This window comes from Rahnella aquatilis CIP 78.65 = ATCC 33071, from assembly GCF_000241955.1.
Taxonomy (GTDB): Bacteria; Pseudomonadota; Gammaproteobacteria; order Enterobacterales; family Enterobacteriaceae; genus Rahnella; species Rahnella aquatilis.
The window spans coordinates 2,704,154-2,726,086 of sequence record NC_016818.1; the positions used below are offsets into that span (position 1 = coordinate 2,704,154).

The following is a 21,933-nucleotide window of genomic DNA, read 5'->3' on the forward strand; positions in this document are numbered from 1 at the left end:
TTTATGAATAAGCGTTCAACGTTCTCTGGCACAGCTCGGAACGGACGCAGTCCTGCTTACCAAACTTAATGATGCCGACCATCTCGTCTTCTTCGAAGCGGGATAGCGCATCGCTGAGCCCCGATACTACGCCACGTGGTAAATCGCACTGGGTAATATCACCGTTAACAATCACCGTCACATTTTCACCGAGACGGGTCAGGAACATTTTCATCTGGCTGGCCGTGACATTCTGAGCTTCGTCCAGAATAACCACTGCATTTTCGAAAGTACGCCCGCGCATATAAGCGAATGGCGCAATTTCAACCTTTCCTATTTCCGGTCGCAAACAATATTGCAGGAATGATGAACCCAGACGACGTAACAGAATGTCGTAGACCGGACGGAAATAAGGGGCAAACTTCTCAGAAATATCACCGGGCAGGAAACCGAGATCTTCATCGGCTTGCAATACCGGGCGCGTCACAATAATCCTGTCGATTTCTTTGTGAATTAATGCCTCTGCCGCTTTCGCAGCGCTGATAAATGTTTTGCCGCAACCGGCTTCACCGGTGGCAAAAATTAACTGCTTATTCTCTATGGCTGATAAGTAATGACCTTGAGCTTCAGTACGCGCTTCGATGACGGACGTATCGCGGGAGTCGCGAGCCATGCCGATCGATTCCAAACCGCCCATCTGTACCAATGACGTCACAGATTCTTCCTCGCGCTGGCGGTGACTACGTGAATCACTACGAATAACACGTTTTGCTTCACGACGAGCTTTGATCACTGCTTTCTGTCTTCCCATAGTGGCACCTTACAGTTTGATTCACTTAACGCTAAGGCATAATGCCCGCACGGTTATGTTTCACTCACAAATGAGGTTTTGGTCTCCTTTTAGACCAAGTGAAGCCAATGAATAACGTGAAGAGGAAAAGAAACCAAAGGGATTAACGGAAAGTCTTTTGGTTTTTTTCTGTTCACGAGGAGGCATTGTCAAAAGTGTCAATAATGACAAACCGCTGACCCATACAATGAAAATTCCAGAATAAAAGCCAGTGATATTCACATCATTTTGGTCAATATTTACGGGGTCAGTTAAAGAACAGGGTTGAGGTTGAGTGGATGAGTTTTTTTGCAGCAAGTGGCAGGAAAAAGCTGATAGTAAAGGTTGAAATATTAGAGAGTCGGAAGCCTGGCCCTCGTTTGCATTTAAGCGACAACAACGAGTGAATGAGAGAAGTGTGTTATTTTCGATCAACAGCCCAAACATGGACTTTACCATTCGCGCTCCCCGCAGTGTTATTAACGGCACCTGCCGTACACCTTGTGAAAACTACCGCTTATAAATGTCAGTATAATGACAGCTGAAACATTTGCGTTACCAAAATGTAAAAAAGTTTGTGGCTGACGTCAATAGGATCATGAGGATCTTTTTCAGATCCTCTTTACCTGTACTGAATTTCTCTCAGCTCAGCAGATTATTTTTCTTTTCATTGAGGAAGTCACTGTTAATGCCTCCCCCTTCGCAGGGGGAGGCGCAGTGTCAGGCTTCTATCAGCGACTGGCCTAGATAATGCTTTTCGTCCGGCACACCCGGCAACGTGAAGAAAAAGCCGCCGCCGTTAGGGCGGATATATTCTTCCAGTGCTTCGCCGTTCAGGCGTTTCTGCACGGTCAGGAAACCTTTTTCCAGGTCGTGCTGATAACAGACAAATACCAGTCCCATTTCCAGTTGCCCGGAATTAGTCACGCCCAGGGAATAGCTATAGCCACGGCGCAACATCAGGCTGTCTTCGGTGGCTTTAGTGCGCGGATTCGCCAGACGGATATGCGCATCGAGGGGGATGGTCTTGCCTTCCGGGTCTTTTTCGTAATCCGGTACATCGTGCTCTTTTTCCATCCCCAGCGGTGCGCCGGTCGCTTTGTTACGCCCGAAAATAGACTGCTGCTCCTGCAGCGGCGTGCGGTCCCAGGATTCCACTTTGAACGGGATCAGACGCGTGACCTGATAGCTGCCGCCGACCGTCCACGCCGGTTCGCCCTGACCGTCTGTCACCCAGATGGCTTTATCCATCAGCGTTTTATCTTTGGCATCCGGATTGGCCGTACCGTCTTTGAAGCCCAGAAGGTTAATCGGCGTTTCTTTACCCTGACTGCGTGCCGCGTGGGACGAAATAAAACCGTCCCGACGCCAGCGTACACTGAGTAAATCGGGGGTGTATTTGATGATGTCACGCAGCGCGTGCACCACGGTATCGCTGTTATTGGCGCAAATTTGCAATGACAGGTCACCGTGACAGAGTTTGGCATCCAGTGAATCATTCGGAAAACGCGTCATGCGTTGTAATTTCAAAGGCTTATGCGGTGCCAGTCCGAAGCGCTCATCAAACAGGGAATCCCCGACGGACAGCGTCATGGTCAGGTTGTCCGGGTAGATTTCTGCGCCCATTACCCCTGAATCCATGGGCGGGAATTTCGGATCCATTGAAGGTGCGGTGCCGCCTTTGGTCAGAAAGGTAAACCGTGAATCAAGCAGACGGAAAAGACGCTCCAGATCAGCTTTGCTGGTGGCCAGCACGTCAAAGGAAACCAGCATCATCGACGCCTGTTGCGGCGTTAAAATCCCTGCCTGATGCTCGCCATAATAAGGTTGTCTGCCCCAGCGTTCATCGGGGGAAACGGTGCCTGGCGTGTATTCTTTCTTTGCTCCGGGTGTTTTCTCAGCCTGCGCCGTGGTTGCGCCGCCCAGGGCAAATGCCCCGCCTAACAATCCCACGCCCTTGAGTAAACTGCGGCGGGAAGAAGAAACGTCGTTCTGATTATCGTTTTTGTTGCTCATTGCCATGCCTCGGTGTGACGCGCCTCCCCCTGCGCAGGGGGAGGCGCTAAAGATATCAATCTAAACCAAGCACACCGCGCAGTTTGGACAAGTCTTCCGCCAGCGTAGTGATAGGACCTTTCATTGCGTTACGGTCCGCATCAGACAGTTTTTCGTAATTCTCGTAACCGTCTTTGGTTTTGTATTTATCCAGCAGCGCATCAACGGTTTTGAAGTTGGCGTCGATTTTATCCAGCAGCGGTTTGTCGGCTTTGACCAGCAACGGACGCAGCAGGTTGACAATTTTCTGTGCGCCATCAAGGTTGGCCCGGAAATCCCACAGATCAGTGCGGCTGTAACGATCTTCTTCGCCGCTTATTTTGCTGGCGGCCACTTCTTCGATCAGGCCCGCTGCGCCGCCGACCACTTTACTTGGCGGGAAGGTCAGGTCTGCGATACGTTTTTGCAAATCAACGGTATCGGTGTACAGCTTGTCAGCAAACGGTCCGGTGCCCTGGGTGGTTTTGTCCGCGAAGAGGATTTTCTCCAGACGGTGGAAACCGGTGAAGTTCGGATCCTCGGCTTTTTTCTCGAAATCATCTTCACGGGCATCGATGCTGCCGTCCAGATCAGAGAACAGCTCGGCAATCGGTTCGATGCGCTCGTAGTAAACGCGGGTCGACGCGTAAAGGGATTGGGCTTTCGCCAGATCGCCCTTCTTCACCGCGTCCGTAAAGGCTTTGGTATGTGCCACCAGTTCAGCCACCTGCTGAGTCACATACACTTTGTATTCCGCAATCGGGCCGACCAGCGCCATGGCGTCAGGCTTGCCGGAAGCGGCCGTACCTTCAGCAGTGACCGTCAGTTTGCCTTTCGGATTGCTCAGCAGGCCGCAGGTCATGTCGTATTCGCCCGGTTCGAGGTTAGCCGTCATTTTCTGCGTGAAGCCCGGCGCCACGTTTTCACGTTCTTCCACCACCATCACGCCTTTCAGAATTTCCCATTCCAGGTTTTTCTGGCTGTTGTTATGGATAACAAACTGGGTTTTACCGGCGGGCACGGTGAGCGCCATCGGTTCACATTGTTTGTCGTTAACAGCAATTTTAACCTGACGAACATCAGCAGCCAGCACACTGGCGCTCAGCGCGAAAGCCGGCAGGGACAACAGTACAGTCTGTAAAGCTTTACGGCGAAAATGTGGCATGTACAACTCCGTGACAAAGGCAAGATGATGAAAGGTTTAAGGATCAACGTTGTGTTTTTTGCCCGGCAGAGGCCGGCGCGACCACAGGCGATTTACCCTGTGGTTTAAAGAACAGGAACAGTGCGGGGATCAGATACAGGAAATACACCGCAACTTCACTGACCGTCGGGGCCTCCTGATAGCCGAACATCCCTTCCAGCAACGTGCCGAATAAAGAGTGTGTGGATAATGTACCGCTCAGATCAAAGGCAATGTCCTGCATACGGTTCCACAATCCGGCTTCGTGGAAAGCGCGGATAGCCCCCGCAGCCAGCCCGGCGGCGACAAACAGAATGAACAGGCTGGTCCATTTGAAGAACTTCGCCAGATGCAGTTTCACCCCGCCGTAGTAGATCAGGAAACCCAGCACAATGGCTGCGCCGAGCCCGAGCATTGCGCCGATCGGCGCTTCGATACCGACGTCTTGCTGGAAGGCTGCCAGCAGGAAAAACACCGATTCCAGCCCTTCACGCGCAACCGCAAAAAACACCATCGCGACCAGCGCCCAGCCCTGACCGCGACCGGAATTCAGCGCATGATCAATCGCCCCTTCCAGATGCACTTTGATAGACCGCGACACTTTGCGCATCCAGAACACCATGTAAGTCAGGATGCACACCGCGACGGCCGCGACGATACCTTCAAACAGCTCCTGCTGTTTTTGCGGAAACTCACCGGTGGTGGCGTTGATGAAAAGACCGAGCGCCAGACACAGTGCGGCGGCGATGAAAACGCCAATCCAGACCACACCGAGCCACTGCCCGCGTTGCGTCCGTTTGAGGTAGCTGGCAATCAGGCTGACGATCAGCGCCGCTTCCAGCCCTTCGCGAAACATAATGAGAAACGGAACGAACATGACGAGCTCCCGAGCCCTCCATTCTGACGAACAACAGAATGTATGAGGCCTCTGTAAAGAAAAGTAAAAAGAAACGATAGTGATTATCATTCTTGCCAAAAGAAATACAAGAGGCAACCGATCCTTTTTTTGAAGGGGGGTTCGGTAAATACACATGAAAAAATCAGGACGGGAAGCTTATGCGGCAGAAAATGCTGAAAACCGGGGCCTGAATGCCCCCGGTCTGAGTGGTATAAAAGTAAACTATCCGTTAAATAGTATTATATTCCGCTTCGGCGGCAGTGAAGCGTTGTTCCACGGCGGCGGAAGGCTTACGCCCCGTCAGGCTGACAATCCAGATAGCCAGTGAAGCGAAAATGAAGCCGGGAATGATTTCGTACAGTTCAGCCCAGCCATATTGTTTCCACAGGATCACCGTCACGGCCCCCACAATCATGCCTGCCAGCGCACCGTTACGGGTCATACGTTTCCACATTACGGAAATCAGGATCACCGGTCCGAATGCCGCGCCGAAACCGGCCCAGGCATAACTGACTAAACCAAGAACACGGTTTTCCGGATTGGCGGCCAGCGCAATCGCGACCAGCGCCACAACCAGCACCATCGCACGACCAATCCATACCAGTTCGCGCTGGCCTGCCCCTTTGCGCAGGAAGGCTTTATACAAATCTTCAGTAATGGCGCTTGAACACACCAGCAACTGACAGCTCAGGGTACTCATCACCGCCGCCAGAATAGCGGACAGCAAGATACCGGCAATCCACGGATTGAACAGTATCTTCGCCAGTTCGATGAACACGCGCTCACCGTTTTGCGTCACGTTGCCCGCTTCGCCCGGATTATTACTGAAGTACGCAATCCCGAAGAAACCGACCGCAATGGTGCCCGCCAGACATAAAATCATCCATGTCATGCTGATACGGCGTGCGCTGCGGATAGTATGGTGGGAGTCGGCCGCCATGAAACGCGCCAGAATGTGCGGCTGGCCGAAATAGCCCAGTCCCCAGCCCAGCAGTGACAGAATCGCCACCAGATTCATGCCCTTGAACATATCGGTGTATTCAGGGTTTTTGGCATTGATCACCATCATGGAGGTATCAATGCCGCCAACGGCGAGGATAACGATAACCGGTGTGAGGATCAGCGCGAAAATCATCAGGGTTGCCTGCACGGTATCGGTCCAGCTGACCGCCAGAAAACCGCCGATGAAGGTATAGAGGATGGTCGCCGCCGCGCCAGCCCACAGCGCCGTCTGGTATGTCATGCCGAAGGTGCTTTCAAACAGACGCGCACCGGCCACAATCCCTGACGCACAATAAATGGTAAAGAACACCAAAATCACCATCGCGGAGATAATGCGCAGCAGCTTGCTGGAGTCTTCAAAACGATGCGTAAAGTAATCTGGCAAGGTCAGCGCGTTATTATTGGCTTCGGTGTGCACACGCAGCCGCCCCGCCACCAGTTTCCAGTTCAGGTACGCCCCGATGGTCAGGCCGATGGCAATCCAGCTTTCCGAAATCCCGGAAATAAAAATCGCCCCCGGCAACCCCATTAACAGCCAGCCGCTCATGTCGGAAGCCCCGGCGGAAAGCGCCGTCACCACGCTGCCTAAACTGCGCCCGCCCAGAATATAATCATCGAAGTTTTTGGTTCGTAGATACGCGATGAGCCCAATCAAAATCATCCCGAAAATATAAACACAAAACGTCACCAGCATCGGTGTGTTCATTGTCATTCTTTTCTCCACTTTCTTATTTTTTGCGATGTTGTCCGGCACCTGTCTGTTCTGAGGCACTCCACCCGAAGTGCTGCCAGAAACCTGCCGGGGCGAGATGATGGCTGAAACCTGGCAAGGTTGCAGCAAGACTCTCCATATTTTTACGTAGTCACTGACTTTGTGTGGTTTTTATTCAAAATTACTGTCGGGCCGGATACTGGTGTAGCCTGATCCACTTTTCAATATTTTTAACAATTCAAATACACAAAATTAACCCTCCATCACAGTTATCCGCAATACCGGTTGTACTTTGCAGGGGGAAAAGTTGCACCCGATACAACCTCCGGTATTGCCGTCTGGAAAATGCAGGCAAGATCCGTGCCGTTATCTTATTGTTAAAAATGCCAGATGAATCACAACGGGCATACTTCATGCATTAACAGGGTTGCACAAGGTTGCAACATAGAAGATATTGCTCGGCATAAAGATAATGAATTCACCTGAAATTTTTCATATGGAGTGTTTGCGCATGGGTATGACCACGATGGGCGTGAAGCTGGACGAAGGCACACGCGACAGGCTGAAAGAAGCGGCTCATAAAATTGACCGCACGCCGCACTGGCTGATCAAGCAAGCGATATTTTCCTATCTGGAACGACTGGAAAATGGCGACGCCCTGCCGGAAATTCCGGCGCTGAATGGCGCTGCGTCTGAAGGTATGGAAGATGCCGCTGCGCAACCGCTTCAGGAAACCCATCAGCCGTTCCTGGATTTCGCCGAGCAGGTCCTGCCACAGTCTGTCAGCCGTTCTGCCATCACCGCCGCCTGTCGCCGCCCTGAACCTGAAGCCGTGTCCATGCTGCTTGAACAGGCGCGTCTGCCTGCCCCGCTCAATGATGCTGCGCTGAAACTGGCTGCTGACATTGCCACCAGACTCAGGAACCAAAAGAGTGCAAACGGCCGCGCCGGTATGGTGCAAAGTCTGTTGCAGGAGTTCTCCCTGTCTTCTCAGGAAGGCGTGGCGCTGATGTGTCTGGCGGAAGCACTGCTGCGTATTCCCGACAAACCGACACGCGATGCGTTAATCCGCGACAAAATCAGCAACGGTAACTGGCATTCGCATCTGGGCCGCAGCCCGTCGCTGTTCGTCAACGCCGCGACCTGGGGTTTGCTGTTCACCGGTAAACTGGTAGCGACCCACAATGAAGCGAGCCTGTCAAAATCCCTGAACCGCATCATCGGCAAAAGCGGCGAACCGCTGATCCGCAAAGGTGTGGACATGGCAATGCGCCTGATGGGCGAGCAGTTCGTGACCGGCGAAACCATCGCCGAAGCGCTGGCCAATGCCCGAAAACATGAAGAAAAAGGCTTCCGCTATTCCTACGATATGCTGGGCGAAGCGGCGCTGACAGAGAAAGACGCGCAGGCCTATTTGCAGTCTTACCAGCAGGCGATCAATGCCATCGGTAAAGCCTCCAACGGTCGCGGCATTTATGAAGGCCCCGGCATTTCTATCAAGCTTTCCGCCCTGCATCCGCGTTACAGTCGTGCGCAATATGAACGGGTAATGGAAGAGTTGTACCCGCGCCTGCTGTCGCTGACCTTGCTGGCACGCAGCTACGATATCGGCATTAACATTGACGCCGAAGAAGCAGACCGTCTGGAAATCTCCCTCGATTTACTGGAAAAACTGTGCTTTGAACCGGAACTGGCGGGCTGGAATGGCATCGGCTTCGTGATTCAGGCCTATCAGAAACGCTGCCCGATGGTGATTGATTACCTGACCAGTCTGGCACAGCGCAGCCGCCGCCGTCTGATGATCCGCCTGGTGAAAGGCGCGTACTGGGACAGCGAAATTAAGCGCGCACAAATGGACGGTCTGGAAGATTATCCGGTTTATACCCGCAAGGTTTACACCGACGTCTCCTATCTGGCCTGCGCCCGTAAACTGCTGGCCGTGCCAAACCTGATTTACCCGCAGTTCGCGACGCACAATGCCCACACCGTGGCGGCGATTTATCAGCTGGCCGGTAATAACTATTATCCCGGTCAGTACGAATTCCAGTGCCTGCACGGCATGGGTGAGCCGCTGTACGAGCAGGTAGTGGGGAAAATTTCTGACGGCAAACTGAACCGCCCGTGCCGTATTTATGCGCCGGTCGGTACGCACGAAACGCTGCTGGCCTATCTGGTGCGTCGCCTGCTGGAAAACGGCGCGAATACTTCCTTTGTTAACCGTATCGCTGATGCCACGTTACCGATCGATGAACTGGTTGCTGATCCGGTTCTGGCGGTCGAAGCGCTGGCCGCCAGCGAAGGCCAGATCGGATTACCGCACCCGCGCATCGCCCTGCCGCGCAATCTGTATGGCGACAAACGCGTGAATTCTTCCGGTCTGGATATGGCCAGCGAGCACCGTCTGGCCTCTCTTTCCAGCGCCCTGCTGCAAAGTGCCAGCCATCCGGTAAAAGCGCAGCCGATAATTGATGCGCCAACGGACGACGGCGAATTCCTGCCGGTGCTCAACCCGTCTGAAAATAGCGATATCGTCGGGTATGTTCGGGAAGCGACAGAGGCGGAAATCAGCCGTGCGCTGGATGCCTCGACCGCTGCCGGTGCGATATGGTTTGCGACGCCTCCCGAAGAACGTGCCGCCATCCTGCAACGCGGTGCAGAACTGATGGAAGCGCAGTTGCAAAACCTGCTTGGTGTGCTGGTGCGTGAGGCAGGAAAAACCTTTAATAACGCCATCGCTGAAGTGCGTGAGGCCGTGGATTTCCTGCATTATTACGCCGGGCAAATTCGCGAAGATTTCGCCAATGACACACACCGTCCGCTGGGGCCGGTGGTCTGTATCAGCCCGTGGAACTTCCCGCTGGCGATCTTTACCGGTCAGATTGCTGCCGCGCTGGCCGCCGGGAACAGCGTGCTGGCAAAACCCGCTGAACAAACGCCGCTGATCGCTGCGCTGGCCGTCGGCATTCTGCATGAAGCCGGGGTTCCGGCTGGCGTATTGCAGTTGCTGCCAGGCCGCGGTGAAACGGTCGGTTCGCAACTGGTCAATGACGAACGCGTGCGCGGCGTGCTGTTTACCGGTTCGACGGATGTCGCGGGTATTCTGCAACGCAACATCGCCGGTCGTCTGGATCCGCAGGGACGTCCGACGCCGCTTATCGCCGAAACCGGCGGACTGAACGCCATGATTGTTGATTCTTCCGCGCTGACCGAACAGGTGGTCATGGACGTGGTGGCCTCGGCCTTTGACAGCGCGGGTCAGCGTTGTTCCGCCCTGCGCGTGTTGTGTATTCAGGACGACGTCGCCGACCATACGCTGCAAATGCTGCGCGGTGCGATGGCGGAATGCCGCATGGGCAATCCGGAACATCTGAGTACCGACATCGGGCCGGTGATCGACGCCGAAGCGAAAGCCGGTATCGAAACACATATCGATGCGATGCGTGCCAAAGGTCGCACCGTATACCAGGCTGCGCAGGAATTTGCCGCTGACCAGCAGGAATGGAGCCATGGCACTTTTGTTAAACCGACGCTGATCGAGCTGGAAAGCTTCGATGAGATGAAGAAAGAAATCTTCGGGCCGGTGCTGCACGTGGTGCGTTATGCGCGTCAGGATCTGGATAAGCTGATCGGTCAGATTAATGCCGCCGGGTATGGCCTGACGCTGGGTATTCATACCCGCATCGACGAAACCATTCATCGCGTTACGCAGCAGGCGCATGTCGGCAATATGTACGTGAACCGCAATATGGTGGGTGCTGTCGTGGGCGTGCAACCGTTTGGTGGCGAAGGCTTATCAGGCACGGGGCCGAAAGCCGGTGGTCCGCTGTATCTGTATCGCCTGCTGAGCAGCCGTCCGCAAGACGCCGTACAGCAAACCCTGTTACGTCAGGATCGCGAACTGCCGCTCGATACCTCCGTGCGCGAAGCCTTGCTGGCACCGCACCGTGCGCTGCAACAATGGGCGGCAGAACAGAAGCACCGCGAGCAGTTTGTCACGGTTTGCGAACGTTTCGCCCAAACCAGTCAGGGCGGCACCTTGCGCACACTGCCGGGGCCAACCGGCGAGCGTAACACTTACGCACTGTTACCGCGCGAGCGTGTTCTGGCACTGGCCGATAATCAGGAAGATGCCCTGATCCAGCTTGCCGCTGTCACCGCGACAGGTTGCCGTATTCTGTGGCCGGAAGCACCGTTGCAACGTGATTTGTTCAACATCCTGCCAGAAGCGGTGCAGGCGCGAGTCGATTTCGCCAAAGACTGGCAGAACGATGCGCAGGTATTTGATGCGGTGATTTATCACGGTGATGCGGATCAGTTGCGCGAGCTTTGTCAGACCATTGCGCAGCGTCCGGGCGCCATTATTTCGGTACAGGGCTTTGCGCGCGGCGAGGACAATATTCTGCTGGAACGCCTGTTGCATGAACGTTCACTGAGTGTGAATACGGCTGCCGCGGGGGGAAATGCGAGTCTGATGACGATCGGGTAAGGGTGTTTTGCTCCTCCCCCTGCGAAGGGGGAGGCTGGGAGGGGGTTTTAAGGGCTGACACCTGATCAAAGCATACTTCAACTTACTGATTTTGCATTAATACCCCACCCCAACCCTCCCCTTCGCAGGGGAGGGAGCGGCCCGGATCACTTGCAGATCTTTCTGTTTCCCTTCGCAGAAAGGGACAGAAATCAATGTGCTAAAAACTTCTCCAGAAACTGTTTCGTCCTCGCATGTTGCGGATTTGAAAACAGCTCTTTCGCCGGTCCCTGCTCGACAATTTTGCCCTGATCCATAAAGATCGCGCGGTCAGCCACGTCACGGGCGAAACTCATTTCGTGGGTCACAATCACCATCGTGCGGTGCTCAAGTGCCAGGGCGCGGATAGTGTTGAGGACTTCGCCGACCAGTTCCGGATCCAGCGCAGACGTGGGTTCATCAAACAAAATCACTTCAGGGTTCATTGCCAGTGCGCGGGCGATGGCAACACGCTGTTGCTGACCACCGGAAAGACGGCGCGGATAGGCATTTTCCTTGCCGTTCAGTCCGACTTTCTCCAGTAACTGACGCGCCGTGGCGATGGCCTTTTCTTTCGGCTCGCCCTTCACAATCACCGGCCCTTCAATGATGTTTTCCAGCACGGAACGGTGCGGGAACAGGTTGAAGTTCTGGAAAACAAACCCCACCTGCTTGCGCAGTTCACGGACGTTATTCTTCTGTTTACTGATAGGTTTACTGGCATCAATTTCGATATTGCCGACTTTGATCGTCCCGCCGTCCGGCTCTTCCAGCAGGTTAATGCTGCGCAATAAGGTGGTTTTACCCGAGCCGCTGGGGCCGATAATCGCCACGACTTCGCCGGAATTCACCTGCAAATCGATACCGTGCAACACCGTTTGTCCGTGGAATTTTTTAGTCAGTTGCTTTACGTCAATAGTGCTCATGAAGGCTCCTGATCCTGACGGTTAACGCGGTCTTCCAGACGGTTTTGCAGGAAGGATAAAACGGTCGCCAGCACCCAATAGATGATGGATGCCGCCAGATACATGGTAAACACTTCCAGCGTGCGCGAGGTGACCAGTTGCGCCTGCCGGAACAGCTCCGGCACCTGAATGGTGGCCGCCAGCGAGGTATCTTTCACCAGTCCGATAAAACTGTTCCCGAGCGGTGGCAGCGCGGTACGGGCCGCCTGCGGTAAAATCACGCGGCGCAGGGTTTGCCACGGGTTCATGCCGATACTGGCCGCCGCTTCCCACTGCCCTTTTTCGATAGACGAAATCGCCGCACGCAGGGTTTCAGAGGTGTACGCCGCCGTATTCAGGGAGAGGCCAATCATCGCCGCCGGGATTGGATCCAGTTCGATGCCAAACTGTGGCAGACCGTAGTAAATCATAAACAACTGGGCGATCAGCGGCGTGCCACGGAAAACGGAGACGTAAAAACGCGATAACCATGACAGTGGCCAGAAATGCGAAAGGCGCATCAGCGCCAGCACGAAGCCCAGAATAAGACCGAACACCATCCCGCCCAGACTGAGCTGGAGCGTAAACAGTGTCCCTTTCAATAAAAATGGTGCTGAATCCAGCACCAGTTGAATACTTTCTTGCATCCGATAAGAACCTTATGGATCAGTTCGTAATGAGCCGGAGCGCCAGTCTGACGCTCCGGTTTTACGGGTATTATTTTGTGACGTCAGCACCAAACCACTTTTCAGAGATCTTCGCGAGTGAACCGTCTTTCTGCATTTCAGCAATCGCTTTGTTGATTGCGGCCAGCAGTTCCGGGTTGTCTTTGCGAATGGCCACGCCAGATTCCAGACGGGAGAACGGTGCACCTGCAACGGCTAAGGTATCACCCGTTTTCTTCACCAGATCCAGTGCTGCCAGACGGTCAACCAGAATGGCGTTGATACGGCCTACGCGCAGATCCTGATATTTAGTCGGGTCATCATCATAAGTACGGATGTCCACGCCCTGCACATTCTCGCGCAGCCATTGCTCGTAGTTGCTGCCCAGACCCACGCCGACTTTTTTGCCTTTCAGATCTTCAGGTTTAGTGATGGTGCCTTCCTGACCTTTTTTGGTCAGCGCCTGAATACCGGAAACCGTATATGGCGTGGAGAAGTCATATTTTTTCTCACGCTCAGGCGAAATGGTCACCTGATTGATCACCACATCAATACGTTTGGATTCCAGCGAAGCCAGCATGCCGTCCCATTTGGTCGGTTGCAGTTTTGCTTTAACGCCCATGTGCTGCGCCAGCGCATCCGCGAACTCGACTTCAAAACCGGTCAGTTTGCCATCTTCACCCTGGAAACTGAACGGAGGATACGTCCCTTCCAGTCCGACGATTAAGGTGCCACGATCTTTGACTTTCTTCAGTAACCCTTCGTCAGCAAAAGTATTGCTGATCATGCCTGCTGTCAGCGTGACCGCAACAGCACCCAGAAGTAAACGACGACGCAGTGTAGAAAAACCCATATTCACCTCAGTTATAGTTAGTTATAGAACGCTATATCCCCTACGAATTTGCGCACAGTAGCACCCGCCGCGCCAGTTATCAGGAATATAATTCTATAATCTTAGCTCAAAAAAGCATAAGCGGATCTTAGAGCATTAAACCTGCGGATGATAAGCAAACAGTGCCGGTGCGCCGCCGGTATGAATAAACAGGATCGGGCCTTCTTCCGGGAATAACCCGCGCTCAATGCCATCGAGTAAACCGGCCATCGCTTTGCCGGTATACACCGGATCCAGTAACATCGCTTCCTGCTCTGCCAGCAATTTCACGGCGGCAGTCCCGGCTTCATTAGGCTCACCGTAACGTGGCGCAAAATAATCATCCCACAAGATAATTGACGGCGTTTTCTCACCCAGTTGCAATTGTGTTGTCACGTCCCGGGCAATGGCTTCCACTTTCGGACGCTGGGCATCGGCACTGCGTGACACCGTCACGCCAATCAGCTGCGTATCCGGCATGAGATGTTGTAAGGCGACCGCCAGACCGGCGTGCGTACCGGCACTGCCCGATGCCACCACCACGGCACTGAAATCGACAAAACCGGCCGAAGACTGCTCGGCGATTTCCAGTGCACACTGCACGTAGCCGAGTGCGCCGAGCGCGTTAGAACCGCCAACCGGCACGACGTAGGGACGAAAACCTTGGGCTTCCAGACGTTCGGCTTGTTCTGCAAGCTGCGCCATCGGGTCATGAAGCGCGTCACACATCACCACTTCTACATTGAAGAGATCCAGCAGCAGACGGTTGCCGTTGCTCAGATAATTGGCTTCGGTGGTGCCGATCGGGTTTTCCAGCAAGGCCACGCATTTCAGGCCCAGTTTCGCGGCTACGGCAGCGGTCTGGCGCACATGATTTGACTGAATGGCACCGGCCGTCACCAGCATATCCGCGCCTTCTGCCAGCGCGGCAGCGGCCAGATATTCGAGTTTGCGCAGTTTGTTGCCGCCCATCGCCAGCGGTGTGATGTCATCGCGTTTGATGTAAATGTCACGCCCTGTGTATTCGGAAAGACGATGCAGTTTTTCCAGCGGCGTGGTGCTGCCCAGTAAATCGAGACGGTCAAAGGCTTCCAGCCGGGTTTTAAGCAAAGAAATTTTAGCAGGCACAATGTTCCCCTGACGCACAGCACAGCGCCGCACGAAGTTGTTATCATTAAAATGGGTGAGATGCAGAGACAGATTATTGAGTCAGTATATAAAGAATTTATAGAAACTGCGGACAGATTCAAGACAAAAAAACAGGCCCCCGGAGGAGCCTGTTTGTGCATTGCATGTCAGTCTGTCTGAGATCCGATTACGCGGATTTCTGCCAGGCCAGATACTGGTCGTATTTGCGCAAGGCAATACGGTAGTTGTCATGACCCGCCACCGGCAAATCACTGATGATCCGCTGGTGGATACTGTCCCCTGAAAGCTTTTCCAGAGGATAGTTGTTTGCAGAGAGGATTTCATCCAGACGGCGGAGGCGGACAACATATTCGCGCACCGTGCTGTGATTCATCTCAGTCTGCTCAAACAGGTATTGCTTAAACGCCATGATGTCAAAATATGACGAATGGCTGTTACAGCTTATCTCACTGCAAAAACGACACAGAGCGGTCAGTTCCTGCGACAGGTTTTGCCACACGTCATCATCAATAGGCTGGTCCATCTTGGCGATGGCCTCTTTATTGATGATTTGCCCGCGAAACACCAGTGCCATCCTGTCGAGTTCTTTTGCACACTGTGAGCAGTGAGTCTGACTGTGTTTAAAATCTTTAAGATAACGGCTTAAAGGCCTTGTTTTGATTCCCGCTGGCATAAATTTATTCCTGATAAGGGATATAAAATGTATAACCGGCCAGGAAAAAGCGGATCAGTGGTCGTTAGCCAGACGCGTTCGCAAACGCTTAATCGCCTGACTGTGGAGCTGGCTTACCCGGGATTCCCCGACGTCCAGCACCGCCCCGATCTCTTTTAAATTCAACTCTTCCTGGTAGTAAAGCGTAAGTACCATCTTTTCCCGTTCTGGTAACGCATCGATAGCTTCCATCACCCGGTGGCGTAGATTGCCTTCCAACAGATGATGTAACGGGTTGGCCTCTTCGTGCCCTTCCATCAATGCCTCGGCAGTATCGCCGTGCTCTTCGCGCCATTCGTCATAAGAAAACAACTGGCTACTGTTCGTATCCATTAATATCTGGCGGTATTCCTCGATGGGAATATCCAGCACCTGCGCCACCTCTCCTTCACTCGGCGGTCGCCCTAATTTTTGTTCTGCGTTATGCATCGCCTGTGACACTTCACGCGCATTACGTCTGACGCTGCGCGGCACCCAGTCGCGGCTACGCAACTCATCAAGCATTGCGCCACGAATACGCTGAACGGCATACGTGGTAAACGCCGTGCCCTGCATCGCATCAAAACGTTCAACCGCATTTAACAGGCCGATCCCCCCCGCTTGCAGTAGATCATCAAGCTCTACGCTGGCGGGAAGCCGCACCTGCAAACGCAGGGCTTCATGGCGCACAAGCGGAACATAGCGCTGCCATAAAGAATTTTTGTCTATCACGCCGTCGGCGGTATACAGATCGCTCACTGTCGTAACCTGGCAAATTAAGGGTCAGTATGATTGTGCCAGTGATAACCGCTGTTCAATCGGCTGAATAAGGCCCGAAAAGCACGGTTATTTTGATTATGTCTCGCACATTCTGTTTGCAGACGTCTGCCGGTAACGCGTCAACGATCGGTTAAAAAAAGATCACAACCTAAAGATTATCCTAAATTATACCAGTGAATGCGTAGCATTAATCCTTAAGAATGGTAAATTTTGGTTAAAAAAAACCCCGCCGGAGCGGGGTTTGTGCTGTTTATAACCGAACTGCGTAATTTGTCGACTAAGACAATTATTGCAGCAGGGACAGTACAGACTGAGGAACCTGGTTAGCTTTCGCCAATACTGAAGTACCGGCCTGCTGCAGGATCTGTGCACGGCTCATGTTGGACACTTCGGTAGAGTAGTCTGCATCCTGAATACGGCTACGTGCAGAGGTCAGGTTGTTAACAGTGTTGCTCAGGTTGCTGATAGTCGATTCAAAACGGTTCTGAGAAGCACCCAGAGAAGAACGTTGAGTATCCACCGCTTTCAGCGCAGCATCGATATCTGCCAAAGGTTTTGTACCCGCAGCTGCACCAGTTTCGTCAACTTTACCTTTTAAAACGTCAAAACCAATTGCGCTTACTGTACGGTTATTACCATTGACGGTGTCAGTGCCTGCAACCATTGCTTTGGTATTCAAAGCGGTACCAGCGGTACTGGTACCACCTGCAGTAATTGCTGAAGCCAGGTTCCAGCCCGCTGCGGAGTTAATATCGATGCCGATTTTTTCGCCATCTTTAGAACCAACCTGGAAATTGTAGGTACTTGCCGCTGCTGTGGTGTTATCGAGAACTTTAATACCGTTAAAATCGGTTTGTCTTGTAACGCGGTCAACTTCCTGCATACGTTGGTTAACTTCAGACTGGATGGAGTCGATGTCTGATGCGGAGTTAGAGCTGTTCTGTGCCTGAACAGTCAGGTCACGAATACGTTGCAAGTTATTGTTGATTTCGCTCAGTGCGCCTTCAGCAGTCTGTGACAGAGAGATACCGTCGTTGGCGTTACGGGAAGCAACAGTCAGGCCATTGATGTTAGACGTGAAACGGTTGGCAATCGCCTGACCCGCTGCATCATCTTTTGCGCTGTTGATACGCAGACTAGAAGACAGACGCTCAATGGCGGTGCCCAGGGATGCTTGAGATTTGTTCAGGTTGTTCTGAGTCATCAGGGACAAGCTGTTAGTGTTGATTACCGCCATAGTATGATTTCCTTAAAGTCTGTTAATTAGGTTTAGGCTTTCGGCCTACGGCTTTATCACCGTCCAAACTTGTATCGGCGCTTACACAGGAACCTTTAGCCAGAATTTAAAAAAAACGAAAAAAAACGTTCCCCCGTTTTTTCTTTCTTATATAGGGCAAACTAAACCCGCAAATTACCCCTCATACAGCCAGCTATTCTTGCCATAGAAATTTAGATGCCCGGTATAAACTTTGTGTCATCTTTGCCGATAACACGAGTAACACCCTTCTATTTAAGGAATATAAAATGGCTAGCGTAAGTTCACTCGGTGCAGGGACCAGTCTTGATCTCACCAGTTTGATGGATTCATTGACCGCGTCAGAAAATGCTCGTCTGACTCCATTCACTACTCAGCAAACCTCCTACAAAGCCAAATTAACCTCCTTTGGTATTTTGCAAACGGCGCTTGATAAGCTGAAAACGGCAACCACCGCATTACAGTCAGCCGGGACCATTGCCGGTACTGCTATCAGCAGCACAAACACCGCTTTCACTGCGACCTTAGCCAGTGGCACAACGGCACCTGCAGGTTCATATAATGTAAAAGTGACACAATTGGCTCAGGCACAATCTTTGCTCACGGGATCAGTCAGTAGCGCCACAACCAATGTGGGTACTGCAGGAACGGCGAGCCGGACAATTACTATCGCGCAAGCAGATAAAACACCGTTAACAGTGACATTGACTGAAGATCAGACCACGCTTACCGGTATTCGCGACGCGATTAATGCTAAACAAAGTGGGGTTACCGCCAGCATCATCAAAGCAAACGATAATAGTTACCATCTGGCATTGACTGCGAACGATACGGGTACAGCGAATGCAATGACAGTCAGCGTCACTGGTGATGATACGTTGAATCAGTTGATCGGGTATGACGCGACATCTTCCACAAATGGTATGACCGTATCGACTAAAGCTCAGGATGCTAAGTTTACCGTTAACGATCTCGAAATCACCCGCAGCAGCAATACCGTCACAGATGCGCTGGAAGGACTGACCATAAACCTAAAATCTGTCTCAGCGAGTACCACGCCAGAGACATTGAGCGTGACAAAAGATACTACGGCAATGAAGGCCGCTATTCAGAATTACGTCGATACTTACAACTCCTTGCAAACGACCATTGCCAATCAGACAGCTTATACGTCCGTAGCTAAAGGGGCTGACTCGCAAGATTCCGGCAATGGCGCATTGTTTGGCAATGGTACTGTTCGCACAATTGCCACACAGGTACGCAGCCAGTTGTCTTCAGTTCAATCCAATTCTGATTACGCCACCCTGGCCAACCTCGGTATTACCCAGGATATCAACGGTAAGTTGCAGGTAGATAGCACCAAACTCAATACGGCGCTGACCACCAAGCCTGACAGCGTAGTGAGTTTTTTCCAGGGCGACGGTAAAACAACCGGCTTTGGTACTCAGGCCACTGCCATGCTGACGAAAATGCTCGATACGACAAACGGCTCCATTCAAAATGCTGAAGACGGTATTAATAAATCGCTGAAAAATATCGCAAATAGCATTACATCGACAACAACCAGTATTAACAATAACCTTGCGCTGTATAAAACTCAGTTTACAAATTTATCAGTACTCGTCAATAAACTGACCAGTACAGGTAATTACCTGACACAGCAATTTGCATCGTCGGGCTCTTCTTCATAAGGAATGTGTATGTACCAAAATTCAGGAGCAAAAGCCTATGCCCAAATTGGGCTCGAAAGTGCGGTGATGAGCGCATCGCCGCACCAGTTGGTAGTCATGCTATTTGACGGGGCGCGAAGCGCCCTTATCCGGGCAGGCATTTTTATGCAACAAGGCGATATTCCCGGTAAAGGGAATGCTTTATCAAAAGCCATCAACATCATAGATAACGGACTGATAGCCGGTTTAAGTCGCGAAAAAGGTGATCCTGAATTAGTGGATAACCTCGAAGCACTTTATTCCTATATGGTCCGCCGTTTATTGCATGCAAATTTACACAACGATCAAGAGGCCATCGCTGAGGTGCTGACCTTGCTTGAAAATATCGCCGATGCCTGGCGGCAAATCGGCCCAAACTACCACCCGTCGCAGGACCAATATAATGGATCAACATCAGTATCTGGTTAATGAATATCAACTGATCCTGTCTTTAAGCGAGCAGATGTTGCGGCTGGCGAGAGAGGAAAAATGGGATGAGCTGGTTGAGCTCGAAGTCAGTTACGTGAAAGCCGTCGAAGCCACCACCTTGTTACCGATGTCAGAACAGACATCGGTAATGATTCAGAATGATATCCGCCGTTATTTGCGCCTTATTCTGGATAATGAAAATACGATTAAAACATTATTACAGGCCCGGATGAATCAACTCACCGAGCTGATTGGTCAGTCGTCCCGACAACAACAAGTGAATACGACTTACGGAAAGATTGACCTCCGTTCGATTGCCTTTGGCGATCGCCAATAATAATTATTTTTTGTTTGTTTTTTTTCCAATATTTCTTGTGCAAAAATAAGCTTTCAGAGGCAGAGAGCGCCTGGCTGCCAGGGCTGGTTCTCTCTGCCTTGTCCCATAATTTATATGCATCAACCGGCAGCCTGTTTGTATTCGCAAAGCGGGAATTTTTTATCAGGCAGCACACCACAGGTTGCCGTCGTCATTTTCGGGCATCATCATCATGGTTCGTAAAATAAAAGTGACTCCAGGGATAGGAACCATTTCTCTGCTTATTCAGCATAGTGAACTTTTTATTCATGATGTTTATATTGATAAGCCACAACTGGTCCTCATTCAGAACGGAAGCCTCTCAATTACGGATCAGACACAGCAAATTACATTGCAGACTGGCGAAATGCTGGTGCTTAACAGCGGGCAAACGCTGAGCCTGACTCACCATTTATCCGGAAATGGCCCTTTCAGCTGTGCCATCATGGCCTGGGATCACCAGTTGCTCAGTGATGCGGGCCTGCACGCTACCGGCTTCAGCCCGCCGCTTATTGCTGTTGATACCCTGCAAGTTATTCCGCACATCCCCGGCGCGTTCAAACAAAGTTTTACCGACACTCACTCCGCCATTCTCTGGCACCACGGCCTGCCCGCACCGATAACCCGTCACCGCATGCTCGAACAGTTACTCTGGCTGTCACAGTTGGGTGTCCGTTATTCCGTACAACGCAGTGAAAGTGTGACAGAGAACGTGCGTGAATTATTAGTCAATAATCTGCATAAATCATTTACCGCCGCCGAAGTGGCAGAAAAGTTGATGATGAATGAAGTGATGCTGCGCAGACGTCTGGCGGGCGAGAATTGTGTGCTGCGAAACCTGATGATCGATGTGCGCATGACCCACGCCCTGCGGCTGCTGCAATGTACCGATCTGGCGATTTCACATATTGCGCATCAGGTGGGCTATGAAAGCGGCTCACGTTTTGCCGAGCGTTTCCGCAAACGTTTTGGATTTGCCCCTACCGCCATTCGCGGCCATTTACGCCCCCTTTCCGCTCCTGCGCCGCTCACAATCGACGACATATAACAACTCACGCCAAACTGACACAATACAAAACCTTGAGTAACATCACACAATATTTGATTACCAGATGTTAACGGAATATCATACACGCCGTTATTTTATTCATGGTCAGAGGTTGGTTGTGCACGTTTGGTGGGAAGTGATTAAAACGATTTACTGGGGCGGACTGGGCATTGCGGTGCTGTTCACCTTACTGGTGAGCCGCGATACAATAAAAATAAGACTGTTAACCTCCGGCATTATCGGATTTACCTGGCCGATGAGTCTGCCGGTCGTCCTTCTCTTCTCTCTGTTCTGAGTTTGCCTATACTCAATGCCCCCGGAATGTAAAAAACCCGGCCTGCTGACCGGGTTTTTTCACTGAAATTCAATGTGTTATTTGCGGGTCTGCACCCAAAATCCGTGGATTAAACCCGGCAGGTAACCACAAAGTGTCAGAATAATGTTCAGCAGAAACGCACCGCCGAAACCGTTACCTATCAATACGCCCAATGGCGGCACAAGAATTGTGATCAATACTCTCCAGAATCCCATCTTACTCTCCCTTTGTTTATCATTGCCTTGTTTATCATAGAGAATGATAGCGCAGGAGAAATGAAACGGGCATCAGATGAAACCTAATTGATCAGCTCCAGCATGATCTCGACATCCCGTCGCGCTTTTTCCAGCATTTCAGTATCGCCATTGCGGTGTTCAGCATCTGACACCTGATGGATCTGCCGCATCTGCCATCTCACCTGAGTCTTTTGTTCTTCCGTCATACTACGACACATCACAATGATAAAGTTTCGCAGCATCATTTGTTGCATGGCAGTTTCTTCGGCGTGCTTGTTGACCGACATGACCAAATCTATAACATGTTTTTCTGCCATTGCAGGTTCCTGCGGGAGTGGGATAGT

General features: G+C 51.9%; 21 protein-coding genes. 6 read left to right on the plus strand and 15 right to left on the minus strand.

Annotated elements, in window-relative coordinates:
• Position 1 precedes the first annotated feature (1 nt).
• The 6 genes from phoH to putP form a co-directional block, all read right to left on the minus strand.
• A complete protein-coding gene (gene phoH / locus RAHAQ2_RS12200; protein WP_015697527.1) occupies positions 2-790 on the minus strand; it encodes a phosphate starvation-inducible protein PhoH in 789 nt (262 codons plus the stop codon).
• Between the two features lie 60 nt (positions 791-850).
• Positions 851-1,267 (minus strand): hypothetical protein, encoded by a 417-nt coding sequence (locus RAHAQ2_RS24935; RefSeq protein WP_015697528.1) that lies wholly within the window; start codon positions 1,265-1,267, stop codon positions 851-853.
• A 261-nt stretch (positions 1,268-1,528) separates the two neighbouring features.
• Entirely contained in the window at positions 1,529-2,824 is a 1,296-nt protein-coding gene (gene efeB, locus RAHAQ2_RS12205) for an iron uptake transporter deferrochelatase/peroxidase subunit (protein WP_015697529.1), read from the minus strand.
• A 55-nt stretch (positions 2,825-2,879) separates the two neighbouring features.
• Positions 2,880-4,007: an iron uptake system protein EfeO gene (efeO, locus tag RAHAQ2_RS12210; protein WP_015697530.1), complete on the minus strand. Its 1,128-nt coding sequence runs from the start codon at positions 4,005-4,007 to the stop codon at positions 2,880-2,882.
• Positions 4,008-4,050: 43 nt separating this feature from the next.
• Positions 4,051-4,902, minus strand: a complete 852-nt coding sequence (gene efeU, locus RAHAQ2_RS12215) for an iron uptake transporter permease EfeU (protein ID WP_015697531.1) — start codon at positions 4,900-4,902, stop codon at positions 4,051-4,053.
• Positions 4,903-5,152: 250 nt separating this feature from the next.
• Positions 5,153-6,637, minus strand: a complete 1,485-nt coding sequence (gene putP, locus RAHAQ2_RS12220) for a sodium/proline symporter PutP (RefSeq protein ID WP_015697532.1) — start codon at positions 6,635-6,637, stop codon at positions 5,153-5,155.
• A gap of 511 nt (positions 6,638-7,148) precedes the next feature.
• Here putP and putA point away from each other — a divergent pair.
• Positions 7,149-11,123, plus strand: a complete 3,975-nt coding sequence (putA, locus tag RAHAQ2_RS12225; protein WP_015697533.1) for a trifunctional transcriptional regulator/proline dehydrogenase/L-glutamate gamma-semialdehyde dehydrogenase — start codon at positions 7,149-7,151, stop codon at positions 11,121-11,123.
• Between the two features lie 191 nt (positions 11,124-11,314).
• Here putA and tcyN read toward each other — a convergent pair whose 3' ends face one another.
• The 7 genes from tcyN to RAHAQ2_RS12260 form a co-directional block, all read right to left on the minus strand.
• The gene (gene tcyN / locus RAHAQ2_RS12230) at positions 11,315-12,067 is read right to left on the minus strand and encodes an L-cystine ABC transporter ATP-binding protein TcyN (RefSeq protein WP_015697534.1); all 753 of its coding nucleotides are present in this window, start codon (positions 12,065-12,067) and stop codon (positions 11,315-11,317) included.
• Positions 12,064-12,732 carry a cystine ABC transporter permease gene (gene tcyL / locus RAHAQ2_RS12235; RefSeq protein ID WP_015697535.1) on the minus strand — a complete coding sequence of 223 codons (669 nt, stop codon included), beginning with the start codon at positions 12,730-12,732 and terminating at the stop codon, positions 12,064-12,066. The genes tcyN and tcyL overlap by 4 nt, the downstream gene beginning before the upstream one ends.
• Positions 12,733-12,802: 70 nt before the next feature.
• Positions 12,803-13,603: a cystine ABC transporter substrate-binding protein gene (gene tcyJ, locus RAHAQ2_RS12240; protein WP_015697536.1), complete on the minus strand. Its 801-nt coding sequence runs from the start codon at positions 13,601-13,603 to the stop codon at positions 12,803-12,805.
• Between the two features lie 135 nt (positions 13,604-13,738).
• Complete coding sequence (locus RAHAQ2_RS12245; RefSeq protein WP_015697537.1) at positions 13,739-14,749, minus strand: D-cysteine desulfhydrase; 1,011 nt, start codon at positions 14,747-14,749, stop codon at positions 13,739-13,741.
• A gap of 187 nt (positions 14,750-14,936) precedes the next feature.
• A complete protein-coding gene (gene fliZ, locus RAHAQ2_RS12250) occupies positions 14,937-15,443 on the minus strand; it encodes a flagella biosynthesis regulatory protein FliZ (RefSeq protein WP_015697538.1) in 507 nt (168 codons plus the stop codon).
• Positions 15,444-15,497: 54 nt separating this feature from the next.
• On the minus strand, positions 15,498-16,220 hold the full coding sequence (locus RAHAQ2_RS12255; protein WP_015697539.1) for an RNA polymerase sigma factor FliA: 723 nt from the start codon (positions 16,218-16,220) through the stop codon (positions 15,498-15,500).
• Positions 16,221-16,527: 307 nt separating this feature from the next.
• Positions 16,528-17,478, minus strand: a complete 951-nt coding sequence (locus RAHAQ2_RS12260) for a flagellin N-terminal helical domain-containing protein (protein WP_015697540.1) — start codon at positions 17,476-17,478, stop codon at positions 16,528-16,530.
• A 287-nt stretch (positions 17,479-17,765) separates the two neighbouring features.
• On the opposite strand from RAHAQ2_RS12260, the gene fliD reads away from it, so the two are divergent.
• The 5 genes from fliD to RAHAQ2_RS12285 all read left to right on the plus strand — a co-directional run bounded on the left by fliD (position 17,766) and on the right by RAHAQ2_RS12285 (position 21,332).
• The gene (gene fliD, locus RAHAQ2_RS12265; protein WP_015697541.1) at positions 17,766-19,187 is read left to right on the plus strand and encodes a flagellar filament capping protein FliD; all 1,422 of its coding nucleotides are present in this window, start codon (positions 17,766-17,768) and stop codon (positions 19,185-19,187) included.
• 9 nt (positions 19,188-19,196) lie between these two features.
• Positions 19,197-19,634 carry a flagellar export chaperone FliS gene (fliS, locus tag RAHAQ2_RS12270; protein ID WP_015697542.1) on the plus strand — a complete coding sequence of 146 codons (438 nt, stop codon included), beginning with the start codon at positions 19,197-19,199 and terminating at the stop codon, positions 19,632-19,634.
• Positions 19,609-19,971, plus strand: coding sequence for a flagella biosynthesis regulatory protein FliT (gene fliT, locus RAHAQ2_RS12275; protein WP_015697543.1), 363 nt, complete (start codon positions 19,609-19,611; stop codon positions 19,969-19,971). The genes fliS and fliT overlap by 26 nt, the downstream gene beginning before the upstream one ends.
• Before the next feature lie 370 nt (positions 19,972-20,341).
• A complete protein-coding gene (locus tag RAHAQ2_RS12280; protein WP_231572424.1) occupies positions 20,342-21,037 on the plus strand; it encodes a helix-turn-helix transcriptional regulator in 696 nt (231 codons plus the stop codon).
• Positions 21,038-21,155: 118 nt separating this feature from the next.
• Positions 21,156-21,332 (plus strand): GhoT/OrtT family toxin, encoded by a 177-nt coding sequence (locus RAHAQ2_RS12285; protein ID WP_013575783.1) that lies wholly within the window; start codon positions 21,156-21,158, stop codon positions 21,330-21,332.
• A gap of 77 nt (positions 21,333-21,409) precedes the next feature.
• On the opposite strand, the gene RAHAQ2_RS24940 is transcribed toward RAHAQ2_RS12285, so the two are convergent.
• Positions 21,410-21,568, minus strand: coding sequence for a YqaE/Pmp3 family membrane protein (locus RAHAQ2_RS24940; protein ID WP_015690040.1), 159 nt, complete (start codon positions 21,566-21,568; stop codon positions 21,410-21,412).
• A gap of 83 nt (positions 21,569-21,651) precedes the next feature.
• Positions 21,652-21,906, minus strand: coding sequence for a hypothetical protein (locus RAHAQ2_RS12295; RefSeq protein ID WP_015697545.1), 255 nt, complete (start codon positions 21,904-21,906; stop codon positions 21,652-21,654).
• Between the last annotated feature and the right edge of the window lie 27 nt (positions 21,907-21,933).